Here is a 23027-nt window from a genome sequence, read left to right on the forward strand (position 1 = left end):
GCTTTTTGCCAACTTTCTGACGGAGTACCTGAACAGCAGCCTCTGCAAGGCTTTGGCAGCCCGACGCTGAACAGCGTTGGTTCCGGCGCCGCTACTTGAGCCTGGTTTCGAGCAGGCCGTCATGGGGGTCAGGCTCGCGGCTGTCGGGCTCGAACCAGGTCCGCGGCCAGGCTTTCACGCAACAGGGTCGCGATCAGCCCGGATGCCCGTCGACCCGAGCCTGCAGCAGCATCGGCGCGTAGCGCCAGGTGTACAGGGCAAATGCCAGGGTCCAGCACAGGCCGGCCAGCCAAAGCGCCGGCAGGGGAAAGAAACCGACCAGCACGACCCGACTGAAGCACGCCAGGTTCAGCAGAATGAATGCCAGGGTCATCCCCGACGGCGGCTCCAGCGGCCGCCCGGTGTGGCCCAGGCTGACCCGGACGATCATCGCCAGGACCAGTCCGCCCATGGCACCGATGGTCAGGCAATGTACCGCCAGGCTCGGGTTCAGCGACACGCCAAAATGCCCCAGGGCGACGACCAGACAGGCCAGCGCCAACCAGCCATAGGCCAGGTGCAACGACCACAGCCGCGGCACTCGCCAGAGCGCACGGTCCTGCCAGCGCAGCAGGCGCACCAGATGCCCCGCCGCCAATACCGCGAACAGCAGGCCCACTCCGGTATTGACCCCCAGCGCCAGACCGCTGGCGTAGGCCAGCGCCGCCAGTACCGAGCCTGCCAGCAGCAACCCGTCCAGCCAGGGCCAGGCGCTCACTCCCTGGACGCGCCCCAGGCCACGCTGGGTAAAGAACGGAATGACCCGCCCACCGATCAGTCCCATCATCGCCGCCACCAGCCAGAGCCCGCCCAGCACACCCTGGCGCTGCCAGCCTTCATGGCCTTCGAGCAGGCCGTACACAGCCAAACCGTCGACCCCGGTCAGTAACAGCAGCACCGCCACGATCGGGTAGTTACGCCGCTGCCGCACGGCCCACAGGGTACGGCCCATGATCACGGCTACCGCCAGCGGGAACGCCAGTTCCAGCGGCACCAGCAGCCACCATGGGACATTGCACAGCCAGGCCAGCCGCGCGCCCAGCCACAGCAGTGCCAACACCGCCAGCGGCTTGCCGGACAGTCCCGGACGACCGCTCCAGGTCTGCACGGCGGTCAGCAGGAAACCGGCGATAATCGCCAGGCCAAAGCCGAACAACAACTCATGCCGATGCCAGCCCAGCCAACCGCCGGCCGGTGTCCAGGCGCTGATCGTCCCGCCGAAGGCCGCCAGCCACAGCGGTATGACCAGCGCCGCCAGCACGCAGCCGGCGAGGAAGAATGGCCGAAAGGCCAGCCGGAACAGCGGTGTGATCGCCATTGCTTTACTGCGCTCAAGCACTTGCATAAGAGGCTCCTCTGGCTTGTCGCCAACCGACGATCATCCGCCTGCCACGGGGTGAATCCAGGTGGCAATCATCGGACATTCGCGATTGAACGCCTTGTCGTAAATCAACAGGGCAAACCGCGCACCTCGCTGCCAACTTCGCTCCGGTCACGCCTGCCGTTGATACCGATCAAGAAACCCGGCACTCCTCCCTCCTGGAAGCACCCGCCCCATCGCCGGCAAAAAGGCATTGTGCTACCTCGGAAAGCAATGTTATGTTCATAACACGAATTATATAAATGACATCAAGATAACAACCACCTGCCGGCCCGCTGATATGTCCACGGAAAAGAACAGCTTTCTACAGCAGTTGGAGCAACAGTTCTCCAGCCTGACCCCGACCGGCAAGCGCATCGCCAGCTACCTGCTCGGCAACCCGGAACAGTTGCCGTTCGAGTCGGCCGACAGCATCGCCCAACAGGCCTCCACCACCGGCATTTCGGTGGGACGCTTCCTGCGTTCGCTGGGTTATCAGAACATCGACGACGTGAAGAAGAGCCTGCGTGGCGAGACGCCAACATCGTGGCTGATCACCGACCGGATCGGCGCCTTTCGTGCCGAGGCCAATCAGGAGGATGCCCTCGACCGCTCCCTGCATCGCGAGATCGAAGCCATCCAGCACGTCTATGGCCTGGCCCGCAGCGAGGCGTTTGCCCGCATCGTGCAGCGTATCCATGAAGCCGATGCGGTGTTCATCCTGGGGATCCAGTCGACCCGCGGGATTCTCACCGCCTTCCACAGCCACCTCGAATACATCCGTCCCAAGGTCTACTACGTCGACGGCCTCTCGGGCATCTACGCCGAAACGCTGAACTCCGGCTTCGCCAATCCCTACGCGATCATCGCCGACTTCCGGGCCTACTCCAGCGTGACCCAGACCTTCTGCCAGGTGGCCGAGGAGAACAATCTGCCCCTGGCGCTGATCACCGACCTGCAATGCCCCTGGGCGCGGGACCATGCGCTCGACCTGTTGCAACTGAAAACCGATGTCGGCCAGTTCTGGGACTCCCTCGCCCCCCTGACCTGCCTGTTCAACCTGGTGGTGTCGGCGGTGGCGGAGAAATATGGCGACCGTCTCGACGAGCGCCTGGCCCGGAACCGCCAATTGCAGAAAGCCTTCGGCCAGTTCGAAGGTTGAAACATGGCCCCAACCCGCCCCAAACCGGAGTGTTTGCGTGAACAACAACCCCCTTGTAGAGATCGATGCCCAGCACTACCAGGTGCAGATCGACATGATCTACGCCAGCGCGGACAACCTCGCGGGAAAAGTCATCTACCCCACGAGCCGCTGCCGGCTGCACCGCCAGGCCGCCGAGTGCCTGGCGCAGGCCAGCCGACTGGCGCGCCAGGCCGGCTTCACCCTGCGCATCTATGACGCCTACCGGCCGCCCTATGCCCAGCACCTGCTGTGGGAGGCGCTGCCGAACAACGACTACGTGCGCGATCCGCACCTGGGCTCGCACCACAGCCGTGGCGTGGCGGTCGACCTGACCCTGATCGGCGACGACGGCCAGCCGCTGGACATGGGTAGCGCCTTCGACACCATGGAAGAACGCTCCCATCAGTTCTATCCCGACCTGCCCATCGCAGTGCAGCGCAATCGGCTGCTGTTGCTTGGGGTGATGCTCGCGGCCGGGTTCCAGGCCATCGCCACCGAGTGGTGGCATTACGAATTGCCGAACGCCGACGACTACCCACTGCTGGAGGACGTATAAGCCACCGCCCGACGAACCGCTCCAACCGCAAGGCCAACGCCAACGAGACCAGAGAGCCTCGAAAGCACACAGCACAGCCGCCTCACCGTGGCTGAAAACAACAATAACGCGCGCCACTTACGCTTCACCTGCAACTGCCCGGTTATAGCTTTTATAAAAAACCTGACGAACTTCCATACATCGAATGATCAAGGAAACCGGCATGAACCCCATCGACACCGTGACCCGCAAGACCACTGCCAGCAGCGGCAAGCTACTGCTGACCCTGCTGTGCAGCGCCCTGAGCCTCGGCGCCTGGCAGGCTGCCAGCGCGGCAGCCCCGCAAGACACGCTGATCATCGGCAAGCCTGCCGACCCGCAGACGCTCGACCCGGCCGTGACCTTCGACAATAACGACTGGACCATCACCTATCCGTCGTACCAGCGCCTGGTCGGCTACAAGGTCGAGGGTGACAAGAGCAGCACCGAAGTCCAGGGCGACCTGGCCGAAAGCTGGACCGTATCCCCCGACAACCTGGTCTGGGAATTCAAACTCAAGGCCGGCAACAAGTTCGATGACGGCGCGCCGGTGGATGCCAACGCGGTGAAGTTTTCCTTCGACCGCCTGATGACCCTCAAGCAAGGGCCGTCCGGCGCCTTCCCAGAGGACATGGTGGTCTCGGTGGTCGACCCGCAGACCGTCCGCTTCACCCTCAAGACGCCATTCGCGCCGTTCCTGTTCACCCTGGCCCACAACGGCGCCTCGATCATCAACCCGGATGTGGTGAACAAGAGCAGCGACGTCAACGCCTGGCTGTCCAGCCACACCGCAGGCTCAGGAGCGTTCCGCCTGAGCAACTGGCAGAAAGGCCAGTCGCTGACCCTGGAACCGAACAGCTACTTCGCCGGGCCGAAGCCTGCGCTGAAAAACGTGATCATCAAGATCATCGCCGAGCCGTCAGTCCGCCGCCTGCAACTGGAAAAAGGTGATTTGGACATCATCGAGGACATGCCCGAAGACCAACTCGGCGTGCTCGCCAAGAAGTCCGGGGTAGTGGTCAGGGAGTTCCCCTCGCTGCGGGTCACCTACCTCTATCTGAACAACAAGAAGGGTCCGCTGACCAGTGTCGACGCCCGCCGTGGCATCACCGAAGCGGTGGACTACAGCGGCATCGTCAAGGGCATCCTCAAGGACAAGGCCAAGCTGATGAACGGGCCGATCCCGGATGGCATGTGGGCCTACGACAGCTCGTTGCCGGTCATGAAACAGGACCTGGCCGCCGCCAAGGCGAGCCTGGCCAAAGCACCGCAGAAGGTCACCCAGCTCAGCTACCTGTACTCCGACAAGGACCCGAACTGGGAACCGATCGGCCTGACCCTGCAAGCGGCCCTGGCCCCGCTGGGCATCAACCTCAAGCTGGAAAAACTCGCCAACGCGACCCTGCGTGAGCGCGTCGGCCAGGCCGACTACGACATCGCCGCCGGTGCCTGGAGCCCGGACTTCGCCGACCCGTACATGTTCATGAACTTCTGGTTCGACTCGAAGATGCAGGGTCTGCAGGGCAACCGCTCGTTCTACAGCAACCCCGAAGTCGACAAACTGATCCGTGAAGCGGCATCCACCAGCGACACCGCCAAGCGCGTCGAGCTGTACCAGACGGCGCAGAAAATGGTGCTCAAGGACAGCGTCTACGCCTACCTCTATCAGAAGAGCTACACCCTGCCGATGCGTGACTCGGTCAAGGGCTACGTGTTCAACCCGATGCTCGAACAGGTGTTCAACCTGGGCAGCATGAGCAAGTAAGCCTGCTCGCCCGCGCCAGCCGTTCGCGGCTGGCGCGGCGTTCTCGTCGTTCGTGTGACTGAGGTGCCAGATGGCCTTCCTGACTCTGTTGCGCAAGCGCCTGCTCGGCCTGGTATTGGTCGTGTTCGGTGTTTCGCTGATTACATTCGCAATTTCCCACCTGATTCCCGGTGACCCGGCCCGGCTGATCGCAGGCGATCGTGCCAGTGATGCGCTGGTGGCCGGCATCCGCCATCAGTTGGGCCTGGACCTGCCGCTGTATCAACAATACGGCCGCTACCTGATGGACCTGCTGCACGGTGACCTCGGCACTTCGATCCGCACCAACCGGCCGGTGCTGGAGGACTTGCAGGCGTTCTTCCCCGCCACCCTGGAGCTGGCGCTGGTGGCATTGCTGCTGGCTATCCTGGCGGGGGTGCCGCTGGGCGTGTTGTCGGCGGTCTATCACAACCGCGCCATCGACCAGATCGCCCGCACCCTGGCGGTGACCGGCATTTCCACCCCGGCGTTCTGGCTGGGCCTGGGCGCCATCGTGCTGTTCTACGGCCAGCTTGGCTGGCTGCCCGGCGGCGGCCGCCTCTCCGAAGGGCTGACACCGCCGCCGGCCTTTACCGGCTTCTATCTGATCGATTCGCTGCTGGCCGGCGACGGCAGTTTGTTCGTCGACGCGCTGCAGCACCTGATCCTGCCGGCCACCACCCTCGGTTTCGTGACCCTGGGCGTGGTCGCGCGGCAGATCCGCTCGGCAATGCTCGATCAACTCGGCGAGGACTACATCCGCACGGCACGGGCATACGGCCTGTCGCGCTGGACGGTGATCCTGCGTCACGCCCTGCCCAACGCCTTGATCCCGTCAGTGACCGTGCTCGGCCTGACCCTCGGCGACCTGCTCTACGGTGCGGTGCTGACCGAAACCGTGTTCGCCTGGCCCGGCATGGGCGCCTACGTGGTCAAGTCGATCCAGTCGCTGGATTTCCCGGCAGTGATGGGCTTCGCGATCCTGGTGTCCTTCATCTATGTGCTGCTGAACATGGCCATCGATCTTCTGTACCGCGTGATCGACCCACGCATCGGCGAGGTGAGCTGATATGTCCGTAACCTTGAGTGCAACACGCTCCCCACGCTGGAGCGACAAGCTCGCCTACCTGGCTTACCAGATCCGCCGCAGCCCGCTGACCATGGCCGGCCTGGCGATCACCACCCTCGTACTGCTGTGCATGATCTTCGCGCCGTGGCTCGCCAGCCACGATCCCAACGCGCTGAACCTGGCCGAGCGCCTGGCACCACCCTCCGCCGAGCACTGGTTCGGCACCGACGAGGTCGGCCGGGATATCTTCAGCCGTGTGCTGTTCGGCAGCCAGCAATCAGTCGGCGTCGGCCTGTTCGTGGCCTTTGCCTCTTGCCTGATCGGTGGCCTGCTGGGCTGCTTCTCGGGGGTGATCGGCGGACGCTTCGATGCGCTGATCATGCGTCTGATGGACATCATGCTGTCGGTACCGTCGCTGGTGCTGATCATGGCCCTGGCCGCAGCGCTGGGCGCCAGCCTGTTCAACGCCATGCTGGCGATCACCCTGGTGAGGATTCCGTCCTATGTGCGCCTGGCCCGCGGCCAGGCCCTGAGCATTCGTCAGATGGGCTACGTCAAGGCCGCACAGACCTTCGGCGCCGGGCGCTGGCACATGGTCCACTGGCACGTGGCGCGCAACGCCATGCCACCGTTGCTGGTGCAACTGAGCCTGGATATCGGCAGCGCCATCCTCATGGCTTCGGCCCTCGGCTTCATCGGCCTCGGTGCCCAGCAACCGACCGCCGAATGGGGCGCGATGGTCGCCACCGGACGCAACTACATCCTCGACAACTGGTGGTACTCGACCTTTCCCGGCCTGGCGATCCTGATCACCGCCACCGGCTTCAACCTGCTCGGCGATGGCGTACGCGATCTGCTCGACCCACGGCAACAGGGGAAATGACCATGAACTCGCCCACTCCCGTTTTGGCCATCGATAACCTGAGCCTGGAGTTCCCGGCCTACAAACACAACGTCAAGGCGCTCAACGGCGTCTCGCTGCACGTCAATCCCGGCGAGATCGTCGGGGTGGTCGGAGAGTCCGGTTCGGGCAAGTCGGTCACGGCCATGCTCAGCATGCGCCTGCTGCCCGAACGCAGTTACCGCATTACCGCCGGCAGTCTGCGCATGCTCGAACGCGACATGCTCAATGCCCGTGAAAAGGACCTGCTGCACATTCGTGGTCGCGATGCGGCGATGATCTTCCAGGAACCGATGACTGCCCTGAACCCGACCCGGCGTATCGGCCGGCAGATGCTCGACGTGATCATCCACCACCAGAAGATCAGCGCCGCCGAGGCCCGCCAGAAGGCCATCGCCCTGCTCCGCGACATGCACATCGCCAGCCCCGAACAGGTGCTGGACGCCTACCCCTTCGAGCTGTCCGGCGGCATGCGCCAGCGGGTGATGATCGCCCTGGCGTTCTCCTGCGAGCCGCAGTTGCTGATCGCCGACGAGCCGACCACCGCGCTGGACGTTACCGTACAACGCCAGGTGCTGCTGTTGCTGCGCGAGAAGGCTCGGCAGAAAGGCACCGCGATCCTGCTGATCACCCATGACATGGCCCTGGTGTCGCAGTTCTGCGATCGGGTCTATGTGATGTATACCGGCGCCGTGGTCGAGCAAGGCAACACCGCCGAGGTGATGGGTAACCCACAGCACCCGTACACCCGTGGCCTGCTCAGCGGCCTGCCGGAGATGGTCGAACCGGGGCAGCCGCTGCAGACCATTCCCGGGCAGGTTCCGAACCTGGCCTCGTTGCCCGAGGGCTGCACCTTTGGCGAACGCTGCCCGCACCGCATGTCCGCCTGCGCCCAGCGTCCGTCGCTCACCCCTATCAATGGCAACGCGCAGCGCAAGAGCGCCTGCTGGCTGCCGGCCCAGGAGCTGTCGCAATGAACAGTGCCGTCCTTCATCCGCAGCCGGAAACGGCGCCCGAGATCCTGCGGCTCGACGATGTCCGCGTACGCTTCCCGGTCAGCAACGACTGGCTCGGCCGTCCGCGCGGCTACGCCCATGCCCTGAACGGCATCGACCTGCAGGTCAGGGCCGGCGAGACCCTGGGCGTCGTCGGTGAATCGGGCTGTGGCAAAAGCACCCTGGCCCAGTTGCTGATGGGCCTGATCGCCCCCAGCAGCGGCGCGCTGAACTGGTCCGAGGGAGGCAGCGGCCAGGCCGGCAGCAACGTGCAGATCGTCTTCCAGGACCCGCAATCGTCCCTCGACCCGCGTCTGCCGATCTGGCGCATCATCACCGAGCCGCTGTACGCCCGTGGTCATGCCTCCCGCGAGCAGATGCGCGAGATCGCCGCCAGGGTCGCCTCCCAGGTGGGCATCCGCCCGGAATACCTGGATCGTTTCCCGCACCAGTTCTCCGGTGGCCAGCGCCAGCGCATCGCGATTGCCCGGGCGCTGTCATCGAACCCGGACATCATCGTCCTCGACGAACCGACCTCCGCCCTGGACATCTCGGTGCAGGCGCAGATCCTCAACCTGCTGGCGGAGCTGCAACGGGCGCGCAAGCTGACCTACATCCTGATCTCCCACAACGTCTCGGTGGTGCGGCACATGGCCGACCGGGTGGCAGTGATGTACCTGGGACAGATCGTCGAGCTGGGCAGCGCAGCCCAGGTACTGGACCAGCCGCAGCATCCGTACACTCGCCTGCTGCTGGAAGCGGTGCCGCGCCTGGGCGTGCCTTTACAGGCCGACCAGGTCGCGGCGCCGACCGAACTGCCGGGCAACCGGTGCCTGCCGCAGGGGTGTTTCTTTCGCGAGCGCTGCCCGATGTGTACGGTCGGCTGTGAAAAGCCCCAGGTCATGGTGGGGGCTGAGCAGCAGCGGGTCAGGTGTCATATTCAGCGCTGATCGGGGACCCAGTGATCTACACTCAGCATCATGAGCTGCAGGTTATCGGTTTTTCATTTCATGGTATGTGTAATCATTGACTACTGAAGTGCAGAACCGATAATCACTTTTCGATTTCGGCACAAATGCCATCTCCCCCCATGGAGGCCTCATGTCTATCAAAGCGGCAGCACCGACAGCGCTCATTGTCGCGGCTCTCGCCTTGGTCGGTGACTACACCAACCTTTCGGGAAAAAGCTCATCGTCATCGCCAAAGGAGTGCTTGGTCGAGAAACCAACCGTGACCGACCTGCAAGGGGTCATAACCGGGCTGACCAGAGGCTGGCGTGAACTGGATACCGTCTTCTCGAAAAACATAACCTCACTGGCGTCCTCGACACTCTTCGATGACGAGCGATTCCTGAGGAATATCGAGTTGCTGAAGGCCACTCGACAGCTTGAAGATGACCTCAGAAGGGCACAGGTTCCCTTGGCCCTTACCGAAGACCATGAAGCGCTTCGTCGAGCAGTGGCCAAGGTCAGAACCCGACTCGCCACGATCGACAGCCTGTACAAGCAATTCTTCTCACGCCCTCAGGCATTCGAAAGTGAACTCTCCTCCTCGGCACTTCGAGATCTTGCTGACCACACTAGCCACCGGTTGAGAGAATTGACCTAAGGGATTGAATGGCAGTTGAGGTTTCCTTCCATCCAGAGACATTTGAAGCGTTCTTTGAGCCTGTTGACGTCCAACACCCTGGATTTTCTTCTGCCTTGAAGAACGAGTTTGAGCGCTATATCGGATCAAACCGGTCGTGCTTACCCTCGATTTTCGGAAGAGATGCGCCATACACCCAGCCCTCCCTCGCCCTGCAGGCGTGCATGATGCACATCCATGTCAGAATCCCACCGGCAAGGTTTCGTAACGATACGCCTCAACGAGACAGGGTTTGCAAAGCGGGTCGGCCCGGCGAAGACGCTGCACTCGTGTACGTCCCCGGAGAGCTGTATGAGGACAGGTACTTGATTCTGGCCTTCCTCTGGCCTGACGCGCACGGCAAAGCACGAAACCAGGCGGCCATGAAGTACCTGGCTCGTCTGGCACAGCAGTGGCGAGAAAAAAACTGACGGATAGTCCGGCAGAAGGGAGGGTTTGCGAAATATGCAGGCTCTGGGCGGAGTCCGCCATGGAGAGGGCGGACTTGAGAGCTACGCAGCGGCCGTCAAGGCAGGTCATTTGAGAGAAATGATTAATTAGCAGCCGTCGTCTTTTTCGCAGCAGCTTTCGGATCAGGAACTTCCTCCCAACCCTTTTTCAGATACTCCTCAGCAACAATCTTACGTATCAAAAAGCAGTAGATCAGTGGCAACCCGCCAACAGGTATTGCCATCCAGGGCGGCCCGGCCAGAGCGCCCAATCCCAGGGCCGCCGCCCAGATCAACAGATGCCGCCAAAGACCGGCAAAGAGAAGGTATAGAGGGCCGAGGAAAAACACTGCCAAGACCTGAAATGCATCGACCTCCTCTATCTGTTCGCTCTCCGGGTTCTTGAAATAACGAGCCATGTCTTCATCCTTGTAGGATCTGATGCAGTTTATTCGTCACAAATAGTGGCAATTTGCCGGCCTATCTTCCATCATTTGACCTCTGCAAAACAACGAATGGATTCGGCAATGGGTTGGACACAAACAATAACCGTTGATAGCGACGTGTACCCTCTGCACATTGCTCAGCGCACGGCCTATGCCTTGGCCGACAGCCTTTCCATTCTGATCAGCCTGGACGGTAAGGCTATCAAGCTCGACGTGACCCCCACATTGATCGCAGGCACAAGCGGCACCTTTCCCTCTTCGCCCGAGGCTCGCGAACTGGTCCTCAGACACCTTAACGATTTCACCCTGCGTGATCAGATTCAACGTGAAACCTCAGGTTTACGCGAGCTGCTGGCTACTGCCGCATTGCGGGGCGCCGGAGCCTGATCATGAGTTCATTGTTGATTGCCAAGGAAACAGGTTACAGCCTCCTTCCATTCAGATTCCTGCGCCTGAACGGCACCAATAACCAAAACATCCTGCTCACTGCGGAAACTGGCGAGTATCTGTTTGCTCCAGAAACGCTCCTGAGCCAGTTGGTCCACAAGAGACTGGAAGTCGATTCACCCACTTACAAAGACCTGTTGGCTCGACACTTCATCTATGAACCCGATGGACACGACCCTATTCCCGAGATGGCAGCACAATACCGCAGCCGCAAGAGCTTCCTGCTCGACGGCCCCGCCCTGCACATTTTCGTCGTGACGCTGCGTTGCAACCACACCTGCCAGTATTGCCAGGTCTCCCGGGCACCTCAGAGCGATGCGGGACATGACATGTCAGCCCATGACGCCCTTCACGCTGTCGACCGACTGTTCGAGTCGCCATCCCAAGTGCTGACAGTCGAGTTCCAGGGCGGCGAACCCTTACTCGCATTCGAACGCATCCAGCAGATTGTTGAAACTGTCGCCGCCAGAAACGAGCGGGAGCAGCGCAGTATTCAATACGTAATCACCACGACACTGCACCATTTGACCGATTCGATCCTGAACTTTGCCGAAAAACACAGCATCCAGTTTTCAACGTCCTTGGACGGCCCGGCATTTCTACATAACGCCAATCGGCCTACGCCGAACAAGGACGCCTACGAACGCACCATCGAGGGCATTCGTCAGGTAAGAGCCCGGCTCGGACACGATGCGGTATCAGCGTTGACCACCCTCACGTCGAGAAGCCTGGAGCATCCTCACGCAATCATCGACGAATATGTCGCCCAAGGATTCAACAGCATCTCCCTACGCCCACTCAGCCCTTATGGTTTTGCCAAGACCTCGGCACGCCGTCTCGATTACTCGATGAGCGACTTCCTCGGTTTCTACAAGAAAGCCTTGGCCTACCTGATCGAGATAAACGCCAAGGGAACGTTCCTTTCAGAAGGTTATGCGTCACTGCTGCTGACCAACATCCTGACACCGTTTTCATCCGGCTACGTCGATCTGCGCTCTCCCCTCGGTGCGGGCGTAGGCACGCTGCTCTACAACTACGATGGAGATGTATATCCCTCCGATGAGTCGCGCATGTTGCTGGAAATGGGAGAAAGCGGACTGCGACTGGGGAGCGTGGAACAACCTTTGAGCGAACTGCTCGCTTCACCGGTCATCGAGTTACTGCTGGCTTCCGGTATCGCCGAAACAATTCCAGGCTGCTCGGATTGCGCCCTGGTTCCCTACTGCGGAGCCGACCCCATCGAGCATTTTGCCCGCCAGGGTGATCCCGTCGGGCATCGCTCTTTCAGCTCTTTCTGTGAAAAGAACATGGGGCTGCTCACTCACTTGTTCACCTTGTTGCGCGATGGCAATCAGCAAACTCAAAGGGTGCTGATGAGCTGGCTGTCACGCCGCTCGCTGAGCGATCTCCCCGTTGCCGGATACAGGGGCTGATCATGTTGCGTCTGGATACCCAATTCACTATCCGAAACCTGGACCGACACCGCATCTTCAAGGTGATCAGCGTGCAGGAGATGATCGAGAAAGGCGTCAAGGCTTGTGCAGGTGATGCCGACCTCGGGGACCTACTGCTCTGGCTGGATAGCGCACACAGCAGCGACCTGCACTCACTGATGGCCATACCCGTCGGGGGTTTCCTGCTGGCAGACGACTCGTTCGACGACAATCATCCCAGCGCCACACTACTGTCCAGGCCCAGAGATCTGGAAGTAGTAAAACCGGGTGACGTGGTCTCGGTTGGTCCCGAATCAAACAGGGTACGTGTGCTTTACCGACGCGGCTCCAACAGCAATCTGCTGTTCATGACAGACCGCTGCAACAGCCTGTGCCTGATGTGTTCCCAGCCGCCCAAGGACATTGACGACCGCTGGCACATCGATGAGAACCTGAAGCTGATCGAGTTGATGGACCCCGGAGTCGAACAGTTGGGAATCAGCGGCGGAGAACCAACCCTCTACAGAGACGGTTTACTTGCCATCATCGCTCACGCAAAGGCCGTTTTGCCGGAAAAATCTCTGCACCTTCTCAGCAATGGGCGCCTGTTATGTGATTCCTCATGGATTGAAGACCTCAAGCACGTCGGACACACCCAGCTCACGTGGGGCGTACCGCTTTACGCAGATAATGCTGCCGACCACGACCATGTCGTCCAGGCGCCCGGCGCCTTCTCTGAAACCATCGCAGGCTTGTACAACCTGCACCGGGCTGGGCAGCGAATAGAAATCCGCGTGGTGCTCAGCAAGCTCACGGCGACACGACTTCCAGAGTTGGCACACTTCATCTTTCGCAATTTGCCGTTCGCCAGCCATGTGGCCCTGATGGGAATTGAAAACACGGGATTGGCCAAGAAGAACTATGAAATGCTCTGGATAGATCCAGCCGACTATCAGGAGCAACTGAAACGGGCAGCATGGTTCCTGGATATCCGTGGCCTGGCGGTCTCCATCTACAATCTTCCGCTCTGTGTGCTGGATCCAGTTCTACGAAATTTCTATCGGCAAAGTATCTCGGATTGGAAAAACCTGTTTATCGATGCCTGCCAAAGCTGCGCAGCGACCGAGTCCTGCGCTGGTTTCTTCAAATCACACTCAGAACGCTGGCAAAGCCGGAATATTCGCGCGCTTTCCAGGGAAGAACTGATAACTACGCAAGGAGCGATATATGAAACTGCTTGATCGCTGGAAAATGTTGATAGGCCAAACCATTGCTCTGGTACCCATGATTGGCAGCCCGATGGTGGATGCCAGCCAGACAGCATTGGCGACGGGCGACTGGCTGCCTATCTCCAGCGATACACCTCCCGTATTCAAAAACACACTCAACGCCCAGGATGCTGTAAACATCTATGCAGCCCATCGCTCGCATAGCTCACATCGATCTCATAGTTCCCACAGCTCACACTACAGCGGTTCGAGTGGTTACTCTGCGCCAAGGTCGTACTCGACGCCGAGTACCCCGTCGTACACCTCTCCATCACCCTCGACTGGCTACAACAGCAGTTCTCGGGGTGGGGTCAGCACGTCAAGAACACCCGCAGTACCGTCAAACTCCGTTCCTCCGTCGAATGCTTATGGTGCAAGACCGGCGGCAGAGGATCTGTCGGCCTTGGTAAGGCGCGTGCAGTTGGCTCTGCTGGTGAAGAAGTACTATTCAGGGGCAGTGGATGGCGTCATGGGTAAAGGCACGCGAGGAGCGCTGATGGCGTTTCAAATGGACTCTGGTGTTGCGATCAATGGAAGAATGGATACGTCGACATTGAATGCTCTGGGCATTGCGATTCCGTGATTCTATTTAGGCTGGATTTGAAATCATCCAGCCCCACCCGACCGTAAGGCTTAACCCTATACACCCTTGCGTGCCTGGCGGTAAAGCGACAGGCAGTACAGCGCCAACGCCACACCTGCCAGCGCCCCTCCCACCACACCAATGTACGAAAAGCCGAGCTGCCCGCCGACCCAGCTCCCGACCAGCGCACCACCGCCGATGCCGATGTTGTAGATCCCGGAAAACATCGCCATGGCCACGTCGGTTGCATGCGGCGCAAGGTCCAGTACCTTGCGCTGCAGCGACAGACCAAAGCCCATGATGGCGATGCCCCAGAAGACGCTCAGTACACCCAGCGTCGAAACATTGCCACTCAACGGCAACAGCAGGAGCAGGCAGACCGTCAGCAACGAGGTCGCCGCCAACAGAAACGGCTGCGGGTACTGTCGGTTGAACTGGCTGAACAGCCACGACCCGACAACGCCGGCGCCACCGAACAGCAGCAGGATCAGGGTCACCACCTCGCCACTCATGCCTGCCACGGTCTTGATGAACGGTTCAACGTAGCTGTAGGCGGTGAACTGCGCGGTGATCACCGACGCCGTCAGACAGTAGACCGCCACCAGTGCCGGGCGCTTGAACAGCACCGGCAAGCTGCGCAACGAACCCGAGTTCTGGCTCGGCAGCAGCGGCAGGGTTTTCGCCAGCCAGAGCACCAACGCGCCCGCCAGCAGCGCAATGACCAGGAAGGTGGTGCGCCAGCCCATGGCTTCGCCCAACAACCGGCCCAACGGAATCCCCAGCACCATCGCCATGGACGTACCGGTCGACAGCAGACCCAACGCCTGCACCTGCTTGCCCGCAGGCGCCACCCGTACCGCCAGGGAGGCGGTGATGGACCAGAACAGCGCATGGGCCAGCGCGATACCGATCCGGCTCACCAGCAGGATGCCGAAGCTGCTGGCGATGCTCGACAGCACATGACTGACAATGAACAGCCCGAACAACACCATCAACAACTTGCGCCGCTCGATGTTGCGGGTCAATAGCATCATCGGCAGCGAGGTCAGGGACACCACCCAGGCGTAGATCGTTAGCATCAGGCCAACCTGCGCGCTCGACATGTCGAAGCTCTCGCCGATAGCACTCAACAGACCAACCGGCACGAACTCGGTGGTGTTGAAGACAAAAGCGGCCAGAGCCAAAGCGATCACCTGTTGCCAGTTGCCCGTGTTTTCAGTTGCTGGGGTTGTCATTTGAACATCCGTCTTGCGCTATCGAGGATCGGGCCATCGGCAGAACAGGCGCCAGGATGGCCGAAGGAAAAGCAGGTGAAGGTGAAATTGGTGACTCGCAGAAGGCAAGTATCGCTTCTTGAAGCGATGTCAGGTGCCTGGAGCATACCAAGCGTTCAGCAGCAACAGCTCCACAAATGCTACACATGCCGCAAAGATCAGAAACCCCGGTGAAAACACACGTTTTCTGCGGTGATTTGAACCACCATCCAGCAGTTCCAGAACGCCAAAAATCAAATCCAGCCAATCGCTCATGTGCATCCTGTAGCACCAGGCTCTTACTATCGTTCAGTGCAGCGTCGCAACGCGACGACTCTGGCCGATTCGGATGCGGTCCAACGCCCGGTTCAAGGCATCCAGCGCATTGAGCAGCGCCTGGGCTTCAGCCTCCCGACCATCGCCCCACAGGCGCTCGGCCATTTTGTTCAGGGCCTGGATCGACTTTTCGATATCGGCCGCCGTAGCTGCCGCGGTACCTGCCAGCTGTGTCTTGGGCATTTTTCGAACTTCGATGATGAGGGCAGGATTTTTTACCATGCCAGGCTCGTTTATGAAAACGCATCTCGTCCCTAAGCTGCCAATGAACTAGGATGCAGACCATCAAAATGGAGCCTATCCACCAAGGACCGAACACTCATGGGAACGCCCTTCGCCCAAATCACCGAGCGCCTGCACAACCGCCGCTTCGCCGTTGCCAGCAATATCCAGGGACTCTCCGACGCCAGTACGATTTTTCACTACCTTGTCGATGGCGCCGCGATTTCCGGCACCTACCAGGGCGGCAAGATCCACAGCGGCCATCAGGTCGGCCGCGTGACTGGCCCCAACACCATCGAGCTGCTTTACCACTGCCTGACCACCGAGGGTGAGCTGCGCTCTGGCTGGTCGCGCGGCACGGTCGGTGTTGATCACGCCGGGCGCACCACGCTGAGCTTTGTCTGGGGCTGGCTGTCGGGTGCCACCGGCGGTGGCGAATCTAACTACGTCGAGTTCCGAGAGGGAGCTCTTTGAACACCCCGCATAGACGCTGAAACTCTGCCCCCTCAATCACCGCTCACACCCTGCAAAAAAGCTGGAAGCCATCCCTTGGGAGCGCTTTTCGACGACCGATGGAAACACCTCCGTCAGAAGGTGAGTAACCACAGCGCCCCGATCAGCGCGGGTGGCATTACCAGCACGCCCAGACGCAGAAAGTCGAGGGCCCCGACGTGCTCGCCTTCACGGCGGATGGCAACCAGCCAGAGCAAGGTGGCCAGGGAGCCGGTGATCGACAGGTTGGGCCCGAGGTCGACCCCGATCAGCAACGCTGCCGTGGTTTGACTCGGCAATTGGGCGATGTGCCCCATGGAACCGGCGATCAACCCGGTCGGCAGGTTGTTCATCAGGTTGCCAGCAATCGCCGAGACCACCCCGGCCGTCCAACTCGCCTGAACCTCGGAATGGCGCGCCAGTGCGGCCAGGCCATGGGCCAGGCGCTCGATCAGGCCGGTCTGGGCCACCGCTTCCACCAGCACGAACAACCCCGCGACCAGCGGCAGCACGCCCCAGGCCACACCCTTGAGCACGGGCATGGGATTACGCCGCTGACGCCAATGGATCAGCCCGGCCGTGGCGACACCCGCGCAGAAGGTCGGCAAACCCAGTTGTCGGTCCAGGGCCGAGGTCACCAGCAACAGCGCGCCGGTCAGCACGATGCCCAGCGCGCACAGCCGCGCACCACTGGAAAGCGCCTGTATCTGCAGGGTCGTTTCCAGGGGTTGGCGGATCTGCTTGCGCAGGGCCAACCGCAGCACCAGGTAGGTCAGGCCGATAGCCGCCAGCGACGGCAAGGTGAATTGCCGTAGCCACTCCAGCAAGGGCGGCATCTGGCTGCCGAACACCACCAGGTTGGCCGGATTGGAAATGGGCAGCACGAAGCTGGCGGCGTTGGCAATGAAGGCACAGATGAACAGATAGGGCAGCGGCTCGGCCCTGGCCGCCTTGCACGCGGCATACACCGCCGGCGTCAGCACCACGGCCGTGGCATCGTTGGACAGGAATACCGTGACCAGCGTCCCCACCAGAAACACCAGGTCGAACAGCCGCTGGCCACTGCCCCGGGCATGCTGGACCGCGTACATGGCCAGCCAGTCGAACAAGCCCTCCTGACGCGCCAGTTCCGCCAAAACCATCATGCCGATCAGGAACAGGTAAACGTCGCCCCCCTCGGCGACAGCCGCCACTGCACTGTGCAGCGGCATCAAGCCAAACACGGTCAAGAGCACGGCGGCGCTCATCGCCCAGACATACTCCGGCACGCGCCAGGGACGCAGGATGACCCCACAGGTGGCGACGGCGGCAACGATCCAGATAACCGTCGAAGCATCGAATACAGGCATGAACATTACTCGGGTGAATGCAGAAAAGGGTAAGGCACGATCAAGTGAGTGCCGTGGGGGGAATGTCAGGCGCCGTGCTATCAATCGGCGAGCTTGAGCGTTGGCGGGTTTCCGGCATCGCCAACCACAAGAGCAGGAACGCTGCGCCGGCAATCGCAGCCAGGGTCAGGAACGCCGCATCATAGCCTTTTGCTTGCACTACCAGCCCGGCAATACCCGGACTGAGCGCCGCCCCCACGCCAAAGACCGTCGACAATGCCCCCAGGCTGACGTTGAAACGTCCACTGCCCTGCGTGAGATCCTTGACCACCACCGGAAACAGCGCGCCGAAGATACCGGCGCCAACGCCGTCGAGCAACTGTACCGCCACCAGCCAATAGGGGTCGTCGGAGACGACGTAGAGCAGGCCGCGCAGTGGCAGGATCAGGAAACCGATCAACAGCAGCGGCTTGCGTCCCCACAGGTCGGCCTTGGCGCCGACCAGCATCGCCACGGGCACCATCACCATTTGCGCGGCAACGATGCACGCGGAGGTCAGCGGGGTCGCCATCTGCAGATTGACCTGCGACAGCTTCTGGCTGACCAGCGGCAGCATGGCGGCGTTGGCCAGGTGGAACAGCGCACAGCAGACGGCGAACAACAGCAGCGAGCGGTTTTTCAGCAACCCGGCGAACCCGGATGGCTGTCCATGATCGCCAGCAGGGTCGAGGACAAAACCGCGCGCCAGGTCATGGTCGATGGCCTTGGCCGAAATCAGGCTGACCGCGATGATGCTGCCCACTGTCATCAGTGCCATCAGGTAGAACACCACCACCGGACCAAACAGATAGGCGCAACCGCCGGCCAGTAACGCGGCGCAGGCATTGCCGGCATGGTTGAACGTTTCGTTGCGCCCGGTACGGCGGGTGAAGGCCTTGGGTCCGGTAATACCCAGGGAGATCGCGGCGATGGCCGGGGCAAATACCGAGCCGGCGATGGCACTGACCGTTTGCGTCAACGCCACCAGGCCGAATGAAGTCACCCACGGCAGCAGCAGGCAACTGCCGGTGACCAGCAACGCGGCAACGATGACCACCGCCCGCTTCGCCACTGTCCGGTCGATCAGCGCACCCGCCGGAGTCTGGGTAAGCAGCGCGACGATCCCGGCCAGGGTCATCACCAGGCCGATACTGGCCGGTTCCCATTGGTGTACCGCCAACAGATAGATCGCCAGGTAAGGCCCCAGTCCGTCGCGCACATCGGCGAGAAAGAAGTTCAGCCAGTCCAGTGACAGTTCGTTGCGGCGGGTTTCATCAAGGGTCTTCAAGCGGGCGATCTCGACAGGCCTGGCAGATAAGTGCAATGACCGTGGCGCATGCCATTAGTTCGCCAGGACACCCGACACTTAACGAATGCCCTCGCGTGGGCACCGGCAACCACTGATCCGCTGCCTGTCATCGCGCAGAGGAGGGCTGAAGCGCGGGGACAGCCCTCCCCTCGTATTTATCAAGCGAGCCTCACACCAGGTCCTGGGCAATCCAGCATTGCACCAGGCTCCAGACCATCGTCAGGTTCAAGGTCGGCTCGCATTCGCTCATCAGCATCGCCGCGTGCAATACCGCGCGCGGGTCTTGTGGGTCGGTGCCCTGCTCCTTCGTCAGCCGGACCCAATGCTCCCACAGACGCATTTCCTGCTCATGGCTGACCAGTGGCCAGCGGCCCTTGCGATGCGGGATGCCGAGCATCGTACGACGGATGGCGACCTCCTTGGGCGACAGCCCGAAAAGCTCGAGAATCATCGGCGAACTGGCCCCAAGCCTGAGTGCCCGGCTGATCAGTTCCTCCTCGTCAGAGCCCCGGGTATGTGAAAGCAACCGCTGGACGACATCGCCGTCGACCTGCACCTTGAACCAGGGAACCGGCGAGTTCACCAGCGCCCCCATGCAGCGGGGATCGATCAGGGTCTGCAGGTCCTTTTCCTCGAAGCCCATGGCCAGGCAACTGCGCAATTGGCCGTTCTTGATGTTGCTCATGATTTGAAAGGCGACAGCCAGATTCAACGGATGCATATAAACCTCCACCATTCCTTGGTCAGATGACGGCCCGTGAGCGGACCGACGTGCTTCACGCGCGAGAATCCGAGGTTCCGGGCCCACGCTCGTCACCGCGACCAAACTCGACACTCAGGATCTCGACACCTGGCCAGCCTTCCACGTGGCTGGCCAGTTCGAACAGAAAGCCGTCGCGTCGCAAGGACTCCTGGCTGATTTTGAGCAGGACCATGCAGGTCTGATCAGTGGTGATATCAGGACTCAAGTCCATTTGTACGTACTCCCTGTGATAGCTATCGCAACCGAGCGCGACAGGCGTGATGGTTGAGCTGACAAAGCGAACTTTCCTCTGGCCAGACGCGAAACCACGTCAGCGTTTCAGAGTTCCATCCCTCTGCCCTGCCACTCAATTTTGTGGTGCCCCTAATTATGTAGTCGCTCGGCTCAAGGCTATCTGTAAGACAAAACGTCCCGCCTACGGGAAAAAGCGGGCGTCATTTGTGAGGTATTGATCACAGGGCTCTCGGTCCACCGCCATCGGAACGACGTAACGCGAGTCGATCAAGCGGCAAAACGGGCAATCCGCAGCGTCACCGCCCCGTCGCCGAGCACCGTGCCCGCGACGGTCCGGGCCGGCTCAGAACGCCGCTTCATAGAGGCTCAGGGCATCGGCCAGGCCGACCTCGCGAGGATTGTTCACCAGCAGCCGCTGTTGCTGCAGCGCATCCTCGGCCAGTTGCGCGAGACGCTCGCGTGGCACGTCCACTTCGCGCAGCCGGGTGGGCAAGCCGCAACGGGGCGCCAGTTGCTCAAGTTCCGCGATGAACTGCTCGCACTGTTCGTGCGCATCACCGGCCCGGAGCCGCTCGCCGAGCAGCGCTGGCGCCAGCTCGGCGTAGTCGGCAAAGGCCTGCGGGCGGTTGAAGCGCATCACATGGGGCAGCACCAGTGAGTTCGCCAACCCATGGGGCACATGAAAATGCGCGCCCAGCGGATAGGCCAGCGCATGCACCGCCGCCACAGGCGCGTTGGCGAACGCCTGCCCGGCCAGGCACGCCCCCAGCAACATGGCCTGGCGTGCCGCAAGGTTGTCGCCCTGGTGCACGGCCTGGCCAAGGTTGCTCGCCAGCAAACGCAGCGCTTCACGGGCCAGCAGGCTGGACAGCGGATTGCGTTTGAGCTTGCTGGTATAGGCTTCTATCGCATGAACCATGGCATCGATGCCGGTGGCTGCGGTGATCGCCGGCGGCAGGCCCAGGGTGAGTTCGGCATCGAGCAGCGCCAGGTCCGGCAGCAGGATCGAGGACACCACGCCCATCTTGCTCGCCTGCCCGGTGGTGACCACCGCAATCGGCGTAACCTCCGAGCCGGTACCGGCCGTAGTCGGCACCTGAATCAGCGGCAGACGCCGACCCTGGGCCCGATCGACACCATAGAGTTCTTCCAGGCTCTGGATACATTCGGGATGAGCCAGCAGCGCCACCAGCTTGGCGACATCCATCGAGCTGCCGCCGCCGAAACCGACGATCAGGTCGGCGCCGATATGCCGGGCACGCTCGACGGCAGACAGCACGCAGGTGTCGCTCGGGTCGGCACAGACATCGCTGAAAATCTCCAGGCCGAGTCGGGCCCGGGTGAACCCGGGCAACAGCACATCCAGCAAGCCCAGGCGGATGATCCCAGGATCGCTGACGATCAGAATCCGGCGGGCGCCACGCTGCTGGCACAGTTGCGCCAAACGAGCGGCCGCCCCGGGCTCGCAAAGCAATTGTGGTGTGGTTGCAAAGCTGAAAGGCTGCATGTCCCTTTTCCTCTTGTTCTTGTAGGGGTCCCGTTCTGCATCGATGAACGAAGGGATTGCATCAAGCGTAGTCAGCCGGCTGATATTTTTGGAATCTTAATTTTACACCCCCGGTATTGCACCCCATGGCTGCTGCGGCAACGGCCTGACCAGGGCCTTGCCTACGCCGCACAATCATACGATGACCTGCGCATTCACAGGTTGACCGCCAGGGCCGGCCCGACTGGTTCGCAAAGGCTTTACCCACACCTGCCCTATCCTTTATAGCCAGGTATTCGAGCTGAGCAGGGAGCGGCAATTCGGAACACCTCTCAGCCTGATCCCTCGAGATAAATGGCACTAGCATTCAGCCAAGTTGTACGATAACTTACCTCCACAGACATTCCTTCCACCTCAAGTGCCACTGGATAGCTATAACAATGACTCCACAAGAACTGAAATCCATTCTTTCCCACGGCCTGCTGTCTTTCCCGGTTACCGACTTCAATGCCCAGGGCGACTTCCATGCCGCCGGCTACGTCAAGCGCCTGGAATGGCTCGCACCCTATGGGGCTACCGCCCTGTTCGCCGCCGGTGGCACCGGTGAATTCTTCTCCCTGGCCGCCAGCGAATACAGCCAGGTGATCAAGACTGCAGTCGACACCTGCGCCACATCGGTTCCGATCCTCGCAGGCGTTGGCGGCTCGACCCGCCAGGCCATCGAATACGCTCAGGAAGCCGAACGCCTGGGCGCCAAAGGCCTGCTGCTGCTGCCACACTACCTGACCGAAGCCAGCCAGGACGGCGTTGCCGCCCACGTCGAAGCCGTGTGCAAATCGGTGAAGATCGGTGTGGTGGTGTACAACCGCAACGTCTGCCGCCTGAACGCCGACCTGCTGGAAAAACTCGCCGAGCGCTGCCCTAACCTGATCGGTTACAAGGACGGCCTGGGTGACATCGAACTGATGGTCTCGATCCGTCGCCGCCTGGGCGACCGTTTCAGCTACCTGGGCGGCCTGCCGACCGCTGAAGTCTACGCCGCGGCCTACAAGGCCCTGGGTGTACCGGTGTACTCGTCGGCGGTGTTCAACTTCATCCCGAAAACCGCGATGGACTTCTACCACGCGATTGCCCGCGACGATCACGCCACCGTTGGCAAGCTCATCGACGACTTCTTCCTGCCGTACCTGGATATTCGTAACCGCAAATCCGGCTATGCCGTGAGCATCGTCAAGGCCGGCGCCAAGATCGCCGGCTACGATGCAGGCCCGGTGCGTACCCCACTGACCGACCTGACCGAGCAAGAGTACGAAGCACTCGCAGCACTGATGGATAAAATGGGCCCACAGTAAGCGCATCACAGCGGTCTGCCACCGCCAAAACCGGAGCCGGGAAACCACTGGCTCCGG

General features: G+C 61.3%; 25 protein-coding genes. 15 read left to right on the forward strand and 10 right to left on the reverse strand.

Going from position 1 to position 23027, the window contains the following annotated elements; all coding sequences use genetic code 11:
* Positions 1-193: 193 nt before the first annotated feature.
* Entirely contained in the window at positions 194-1384 is a 1191-nt protein-coding gene (locus tag BLU37_RS24675; protein WP_090209855.1) for an NnrS family protein, read from the reverse strand.
* A 316-nt stretch (positions 1385-1700) separates the two neighbouring features.
* Between BLU37_RS24675 and BLU37_RS24680 the strand changes: the two genes are divergently transcribed.
* The 9 genes from BLU37_RS24680 to BLU37_RS24720 all read left to right on the forward strand — a co-directional run bounded on the left by BLU37_RS24680 (position 1701) and on the right by BLU37_RS24720 (position 9961).
* The gene (locus BLU37_RS24680; protein ID WP_010452418.1) at positions 1701-2561 is read left to right on the forward strand and encodes a MurR/RpiR family transcriptional regulator; all 861 of its coding nucleotides are present in this window, start codon (positions 1701-1703) and stop codon (positions 2559-2561) included.
* A 37-nt stretch (positions 2562-2598) separates the two neighbouring features.
* On the forward strand, positions 2599-3138 hold the full coding sequence (ddpX, locus tag BLU37_RS24685; protein WP_010452419.1) for a D-alanyl-D-alanine dipeptidase: 540 nt from the start codon (positions 2599-2601) through the stop codon (positions 3136-3138).
* A gap of 202 nt (positions 3139-3340) precedes the next feature.
* The gene (locus BLU37_RS24690) at positions 3341-4921 is read left to right on the forward strand and encodes an ABC transporter substrate-binding protein (RefSeq protein ID WP_090209858.1); all 1581 of its coding nucleotides are present in this window, start codon (positions 3341-3343) and stop codon (positions 4919-4921) included.
* A gap of 70 nt (positions 4922-4991) precedes the next feature.
* Positions 4992-6008, forward strand: coding sequence for an ABC transporter permease (locus BLU37_RS24695; RefSeq protein ID WP_010452421.1), 1017 nt, complete (start codon positions 4992-4994; stop codon positions 6006-6008).
* 1 nt (position 6009) lies between these two features.
* Positions 6010-6891, forward strand: a complete 882-nt coding sequence (gene ddpC, locus BLU37_RS24700) for a D,D-dipeptide ABC transporter permease (RefSeq protein WP_090209860.1) — start codon at positions 6010-6012, stop codon at positions 6889-6891.
* A gap of 2 nt (positions 6892-6893) precedes the next feature.
* Positions 6894-7886, forward strand: a complete 993-nt coding sequence (locus BLU37_RS24705) for an ABC transporter ATP-binding protein (protein WP_090209862.1) — start codon at positions 6894-6896, stop codon at positions 7884-7886.
* Positions 7883-8854, forward strand: coding sequence for an oligopeptide/dipeptide ABC transporter ATP-binding protein (locus tag BLU37_RS24710; protein WP_090209864.1), 972 nt, complete (start codon positions 7883-7885; stop codon positions 8852-8854). Before BLU37_RS24705 ends, BLU37_RS24710 begins: the two co-directional genes overlap by 4 nt.
* 151 nt (positions 8855-9005) lie before the next feature.
* On the forward strand, positions 9006-9512 hold the full coding sequence (locus BLU37_RS24715; RefSeq protein WP_090209865.1) for a hypothetical protein: 507 nt from the start codon (positions 9006-9008) through the stop codon (positions 9510-9512).
* Positions 9513-9520: 8 nt separating this feature from the next.
* The gene (locus BLU37_RS24720) at positions 9521-9961 is read left to right on the forward strand and encodes a type II toxin-antitoxin system YafO family toxin (RefSeq protein WP_090209867.1); all 441 of its coding nucleotides are present in this window, start codon (positions 9521-9523) and stop codon (positions 9959-9961) included.
* A 122-nt stretch (positions 9962-10083) separates the two neighbouring features.
* Here BLU37_RS24720 and BLU37_RS24725 read toward each other — a convergent pair whose 3' ends face one another.
* On the reverse strand, positions 10084-10398 hold the full coding sequence (locus tag BLU37_RS24725) for a hypothetical protein (RefSeq protein ID WP_090209872.1): 315 nt from the start codon (positions 10396-10398) through the stop codon (positions 10084-10086).
* A 108-nt stretch (positions 10399-10506) separates the two neighbouring features.
* Here BLU37_RS24725 and BLU37_RS24730 point away from each other — a divergent pair, with 108 nt between their 5' ends.
* Genes BLU37_RS24730 through hxsA form a run of 4 tightly spaced genes read left to right on the forward strand, consistent with a single transcriptional unit; the run spans position 10507 to position 14156 of the window.
* A complete protein-coding gene (locus BLU37_RS24730) occupies positions 10507-10812 on the forward strand; it encodes a His-Xaa-Ser system protein HxsD (protein WP_090209873.1) in 306 nt (101 codons plus the stop codon).
* A 2-nt stretch (positions 10813-10814) separates the two neighbouring features.
* Entirely contained in the window at positions 10815-12305 is a 1491-nt protein-coding gene (hxsB, locus tag BLU37_RS24735; RefSeq protein WP_090209875.1) for a His-Xaa-Ser system radical SAM maturase HxsB, read from the forward strand.
* A 2-nt stretch (positions 12306-12307) separates the two neighbouring features.
* Positions 12308-13546 (forward strand): His-Xaa-Ser system radical SAM maturase HxsC, encoded by a 1239-nt coding sequence (hxsC, locus tag BLU37_RS24740; protein WP_172833058.1) that lies wholly within the window; start codon positions 12308-12310, stop codon positions 13544-13546.
* Positions 13533-14156: a His-Xaa-Ser repeat protein HxsA gene (gene hxsA, locus BLU37_RS24745; RefSeq protein ID WP_090209880.1), complete on the forward strand. Its 624-nt coding sequence runs from the start codon at positions 13533-13535 to the stop codon at positions 14154-14156. The genes hxsC and hxsA overlap by 14 nt, the downstream gene beginning before the upstream one ends.
* A 56-nt stretch (positions 14157-14212) precedes the next feature.
* Here the strand turns inward: hxsA and BLU37_RS24750 are convergent, their stop codons facing one another.
* From BLU37_RS24750 to BLU37_RS24755, 3 genes are all read right to left on the reverse strand, one after another.
* Complete coding sequence (locus tag BLU37_RS24750; RefSeq protein ID WP_090209882.1) at positions 14213-15391, reverse strand: sugar transporter; 1179 nt, start codon at positions 15389-15391, stop codon at positions 14213-14215.
* Between the two features lie 129 nt (positions 15392-15520).
* The gene (locus BLU37_RS29280) at positions 15521-15685 is read right to left on the reverse strand and encodes a hypothetical protein (RefSeq protein ID WP_172833059.1); all 165 of its coding nucleotides are present in this window, start codon (positions 15683-15685) and stop codon (positions 15521-15523) included.
* A gap of 33 nt (positions 15686-15718) precedes the next feature.
* Positions 15719-15928 (reverse strand): hypothetical protein, encoded by a 210-nt coding sequence (locus tag BLU37_RS24755; RefSeq protein WP_090211001.1) that lies wholly within the window; start codon positions 15926-15928, stop codon positions 15719-15721.
* 138 nt (positions 15929-16066) lie between these two features.
* Between BLU37_RS24755 and BLU37_RS24760 the strand changes: the two genes are divergently transcribed.
* Positions 16067-16441 (forward strand): hypothetical protein, encoded by a 375-nt coding sequence (locus BLU37_RS24760; RefSeq protein WP_090209884.1) that lies wholly within the window; start codon positions 16067-16069, stop codon positions 16439-16441.
* A 113-nt stretch (positions 16442-16554) separates the two neighbouring features.
* Here the strand turns inward: BLU37_RS24760 and BLU37_RS24765 are convergent, their stop codons facing one another.
* From BLU37_RS24765 to BLU37_RS24785, 5 genes are all read right to left on the reverse strand, one after another.
* Positions 16555-17808, reverse strand: coding sequence for an arsenic transporter (locus BLU37_RS24765; RefSeq protein ID WP_029379623.1), 1254 nt, complete (start codon positions 17806-17808; stop codon positions 16555-16557).
* A gap of 40 nt (positions 17809-17848) precedes the next feature.
* Positions 17849-19114 (reverse strand): MFS transporter, encoded by a 1266-nt coding sequence (locus BLU37_RS24770; protein WP_019360590.1) that lies wholly within the window; start codon positions 19112-19114, stop codon positions 17849-17851.
* Between the two features lie 190 nt (positions 19115-19304).
* Positions 19305-19856, reverse strand: a complete 552-nt coding sequence (locus BLU37_RS24775) for a DUF2857 domain-containing protein (RefSeq protein WP_029533589.1) — start codon at positions 19854-19856, stop codon at positions 19305-19307.
* 55 nt (positions 19857-19911) lie between these two features.
* Positions 19912-20109, reverse strand: coding sequence for a hypothetical protein (locus tag BLU37_RS24780; RefSeq protein WP_090209886.1), 198 nt, complete (start codon positions 20107-20109; stop codon positions 19912-19914).
* 366 nt (positions 20110-20475) lie between these two features.
* The gene (locus tag BLU37_RS24785; RefSeq protein ID WP_090209888.1) at positions 20476-21639 is read right to left on the reverse strand and encodes an iron-containing alcohol dehydrogenase; all 1164 of its coding nucleotides are present in this window, start codon (positions 21637-21639) and stop codon (positions 20476-20478) included.
* Between the two features lie 419 nt (positions 21640-22058).
* Between BLU37_RS24785 and kdgD the strand changes: the two genes are divergently transcribed.
* Entirely contained in the window at positions 22059-22970 is a 912-nt protein-coding gene (gene kdgD, locus BLU37_RS24790) for a 5-dehydro-4-deoxyglucarate dehydratase (protein ID WP_090209890.1), read from the forward strand.
* The last annotated feature ends 57 nt before the right edge of the window (positions 22971-23027 follow it).

This window comes from Pseudomonas asplenii (assembly GCF_900105475.1).
GTDB classification, from domain to species: domain Bacteria; phylum Pseudomonadota; class Gammaproteobacteria; order Pseudomonadales; family Pseudomonadaceae; genus Aquipseudomonas; species Aquipseudomonas asplenii.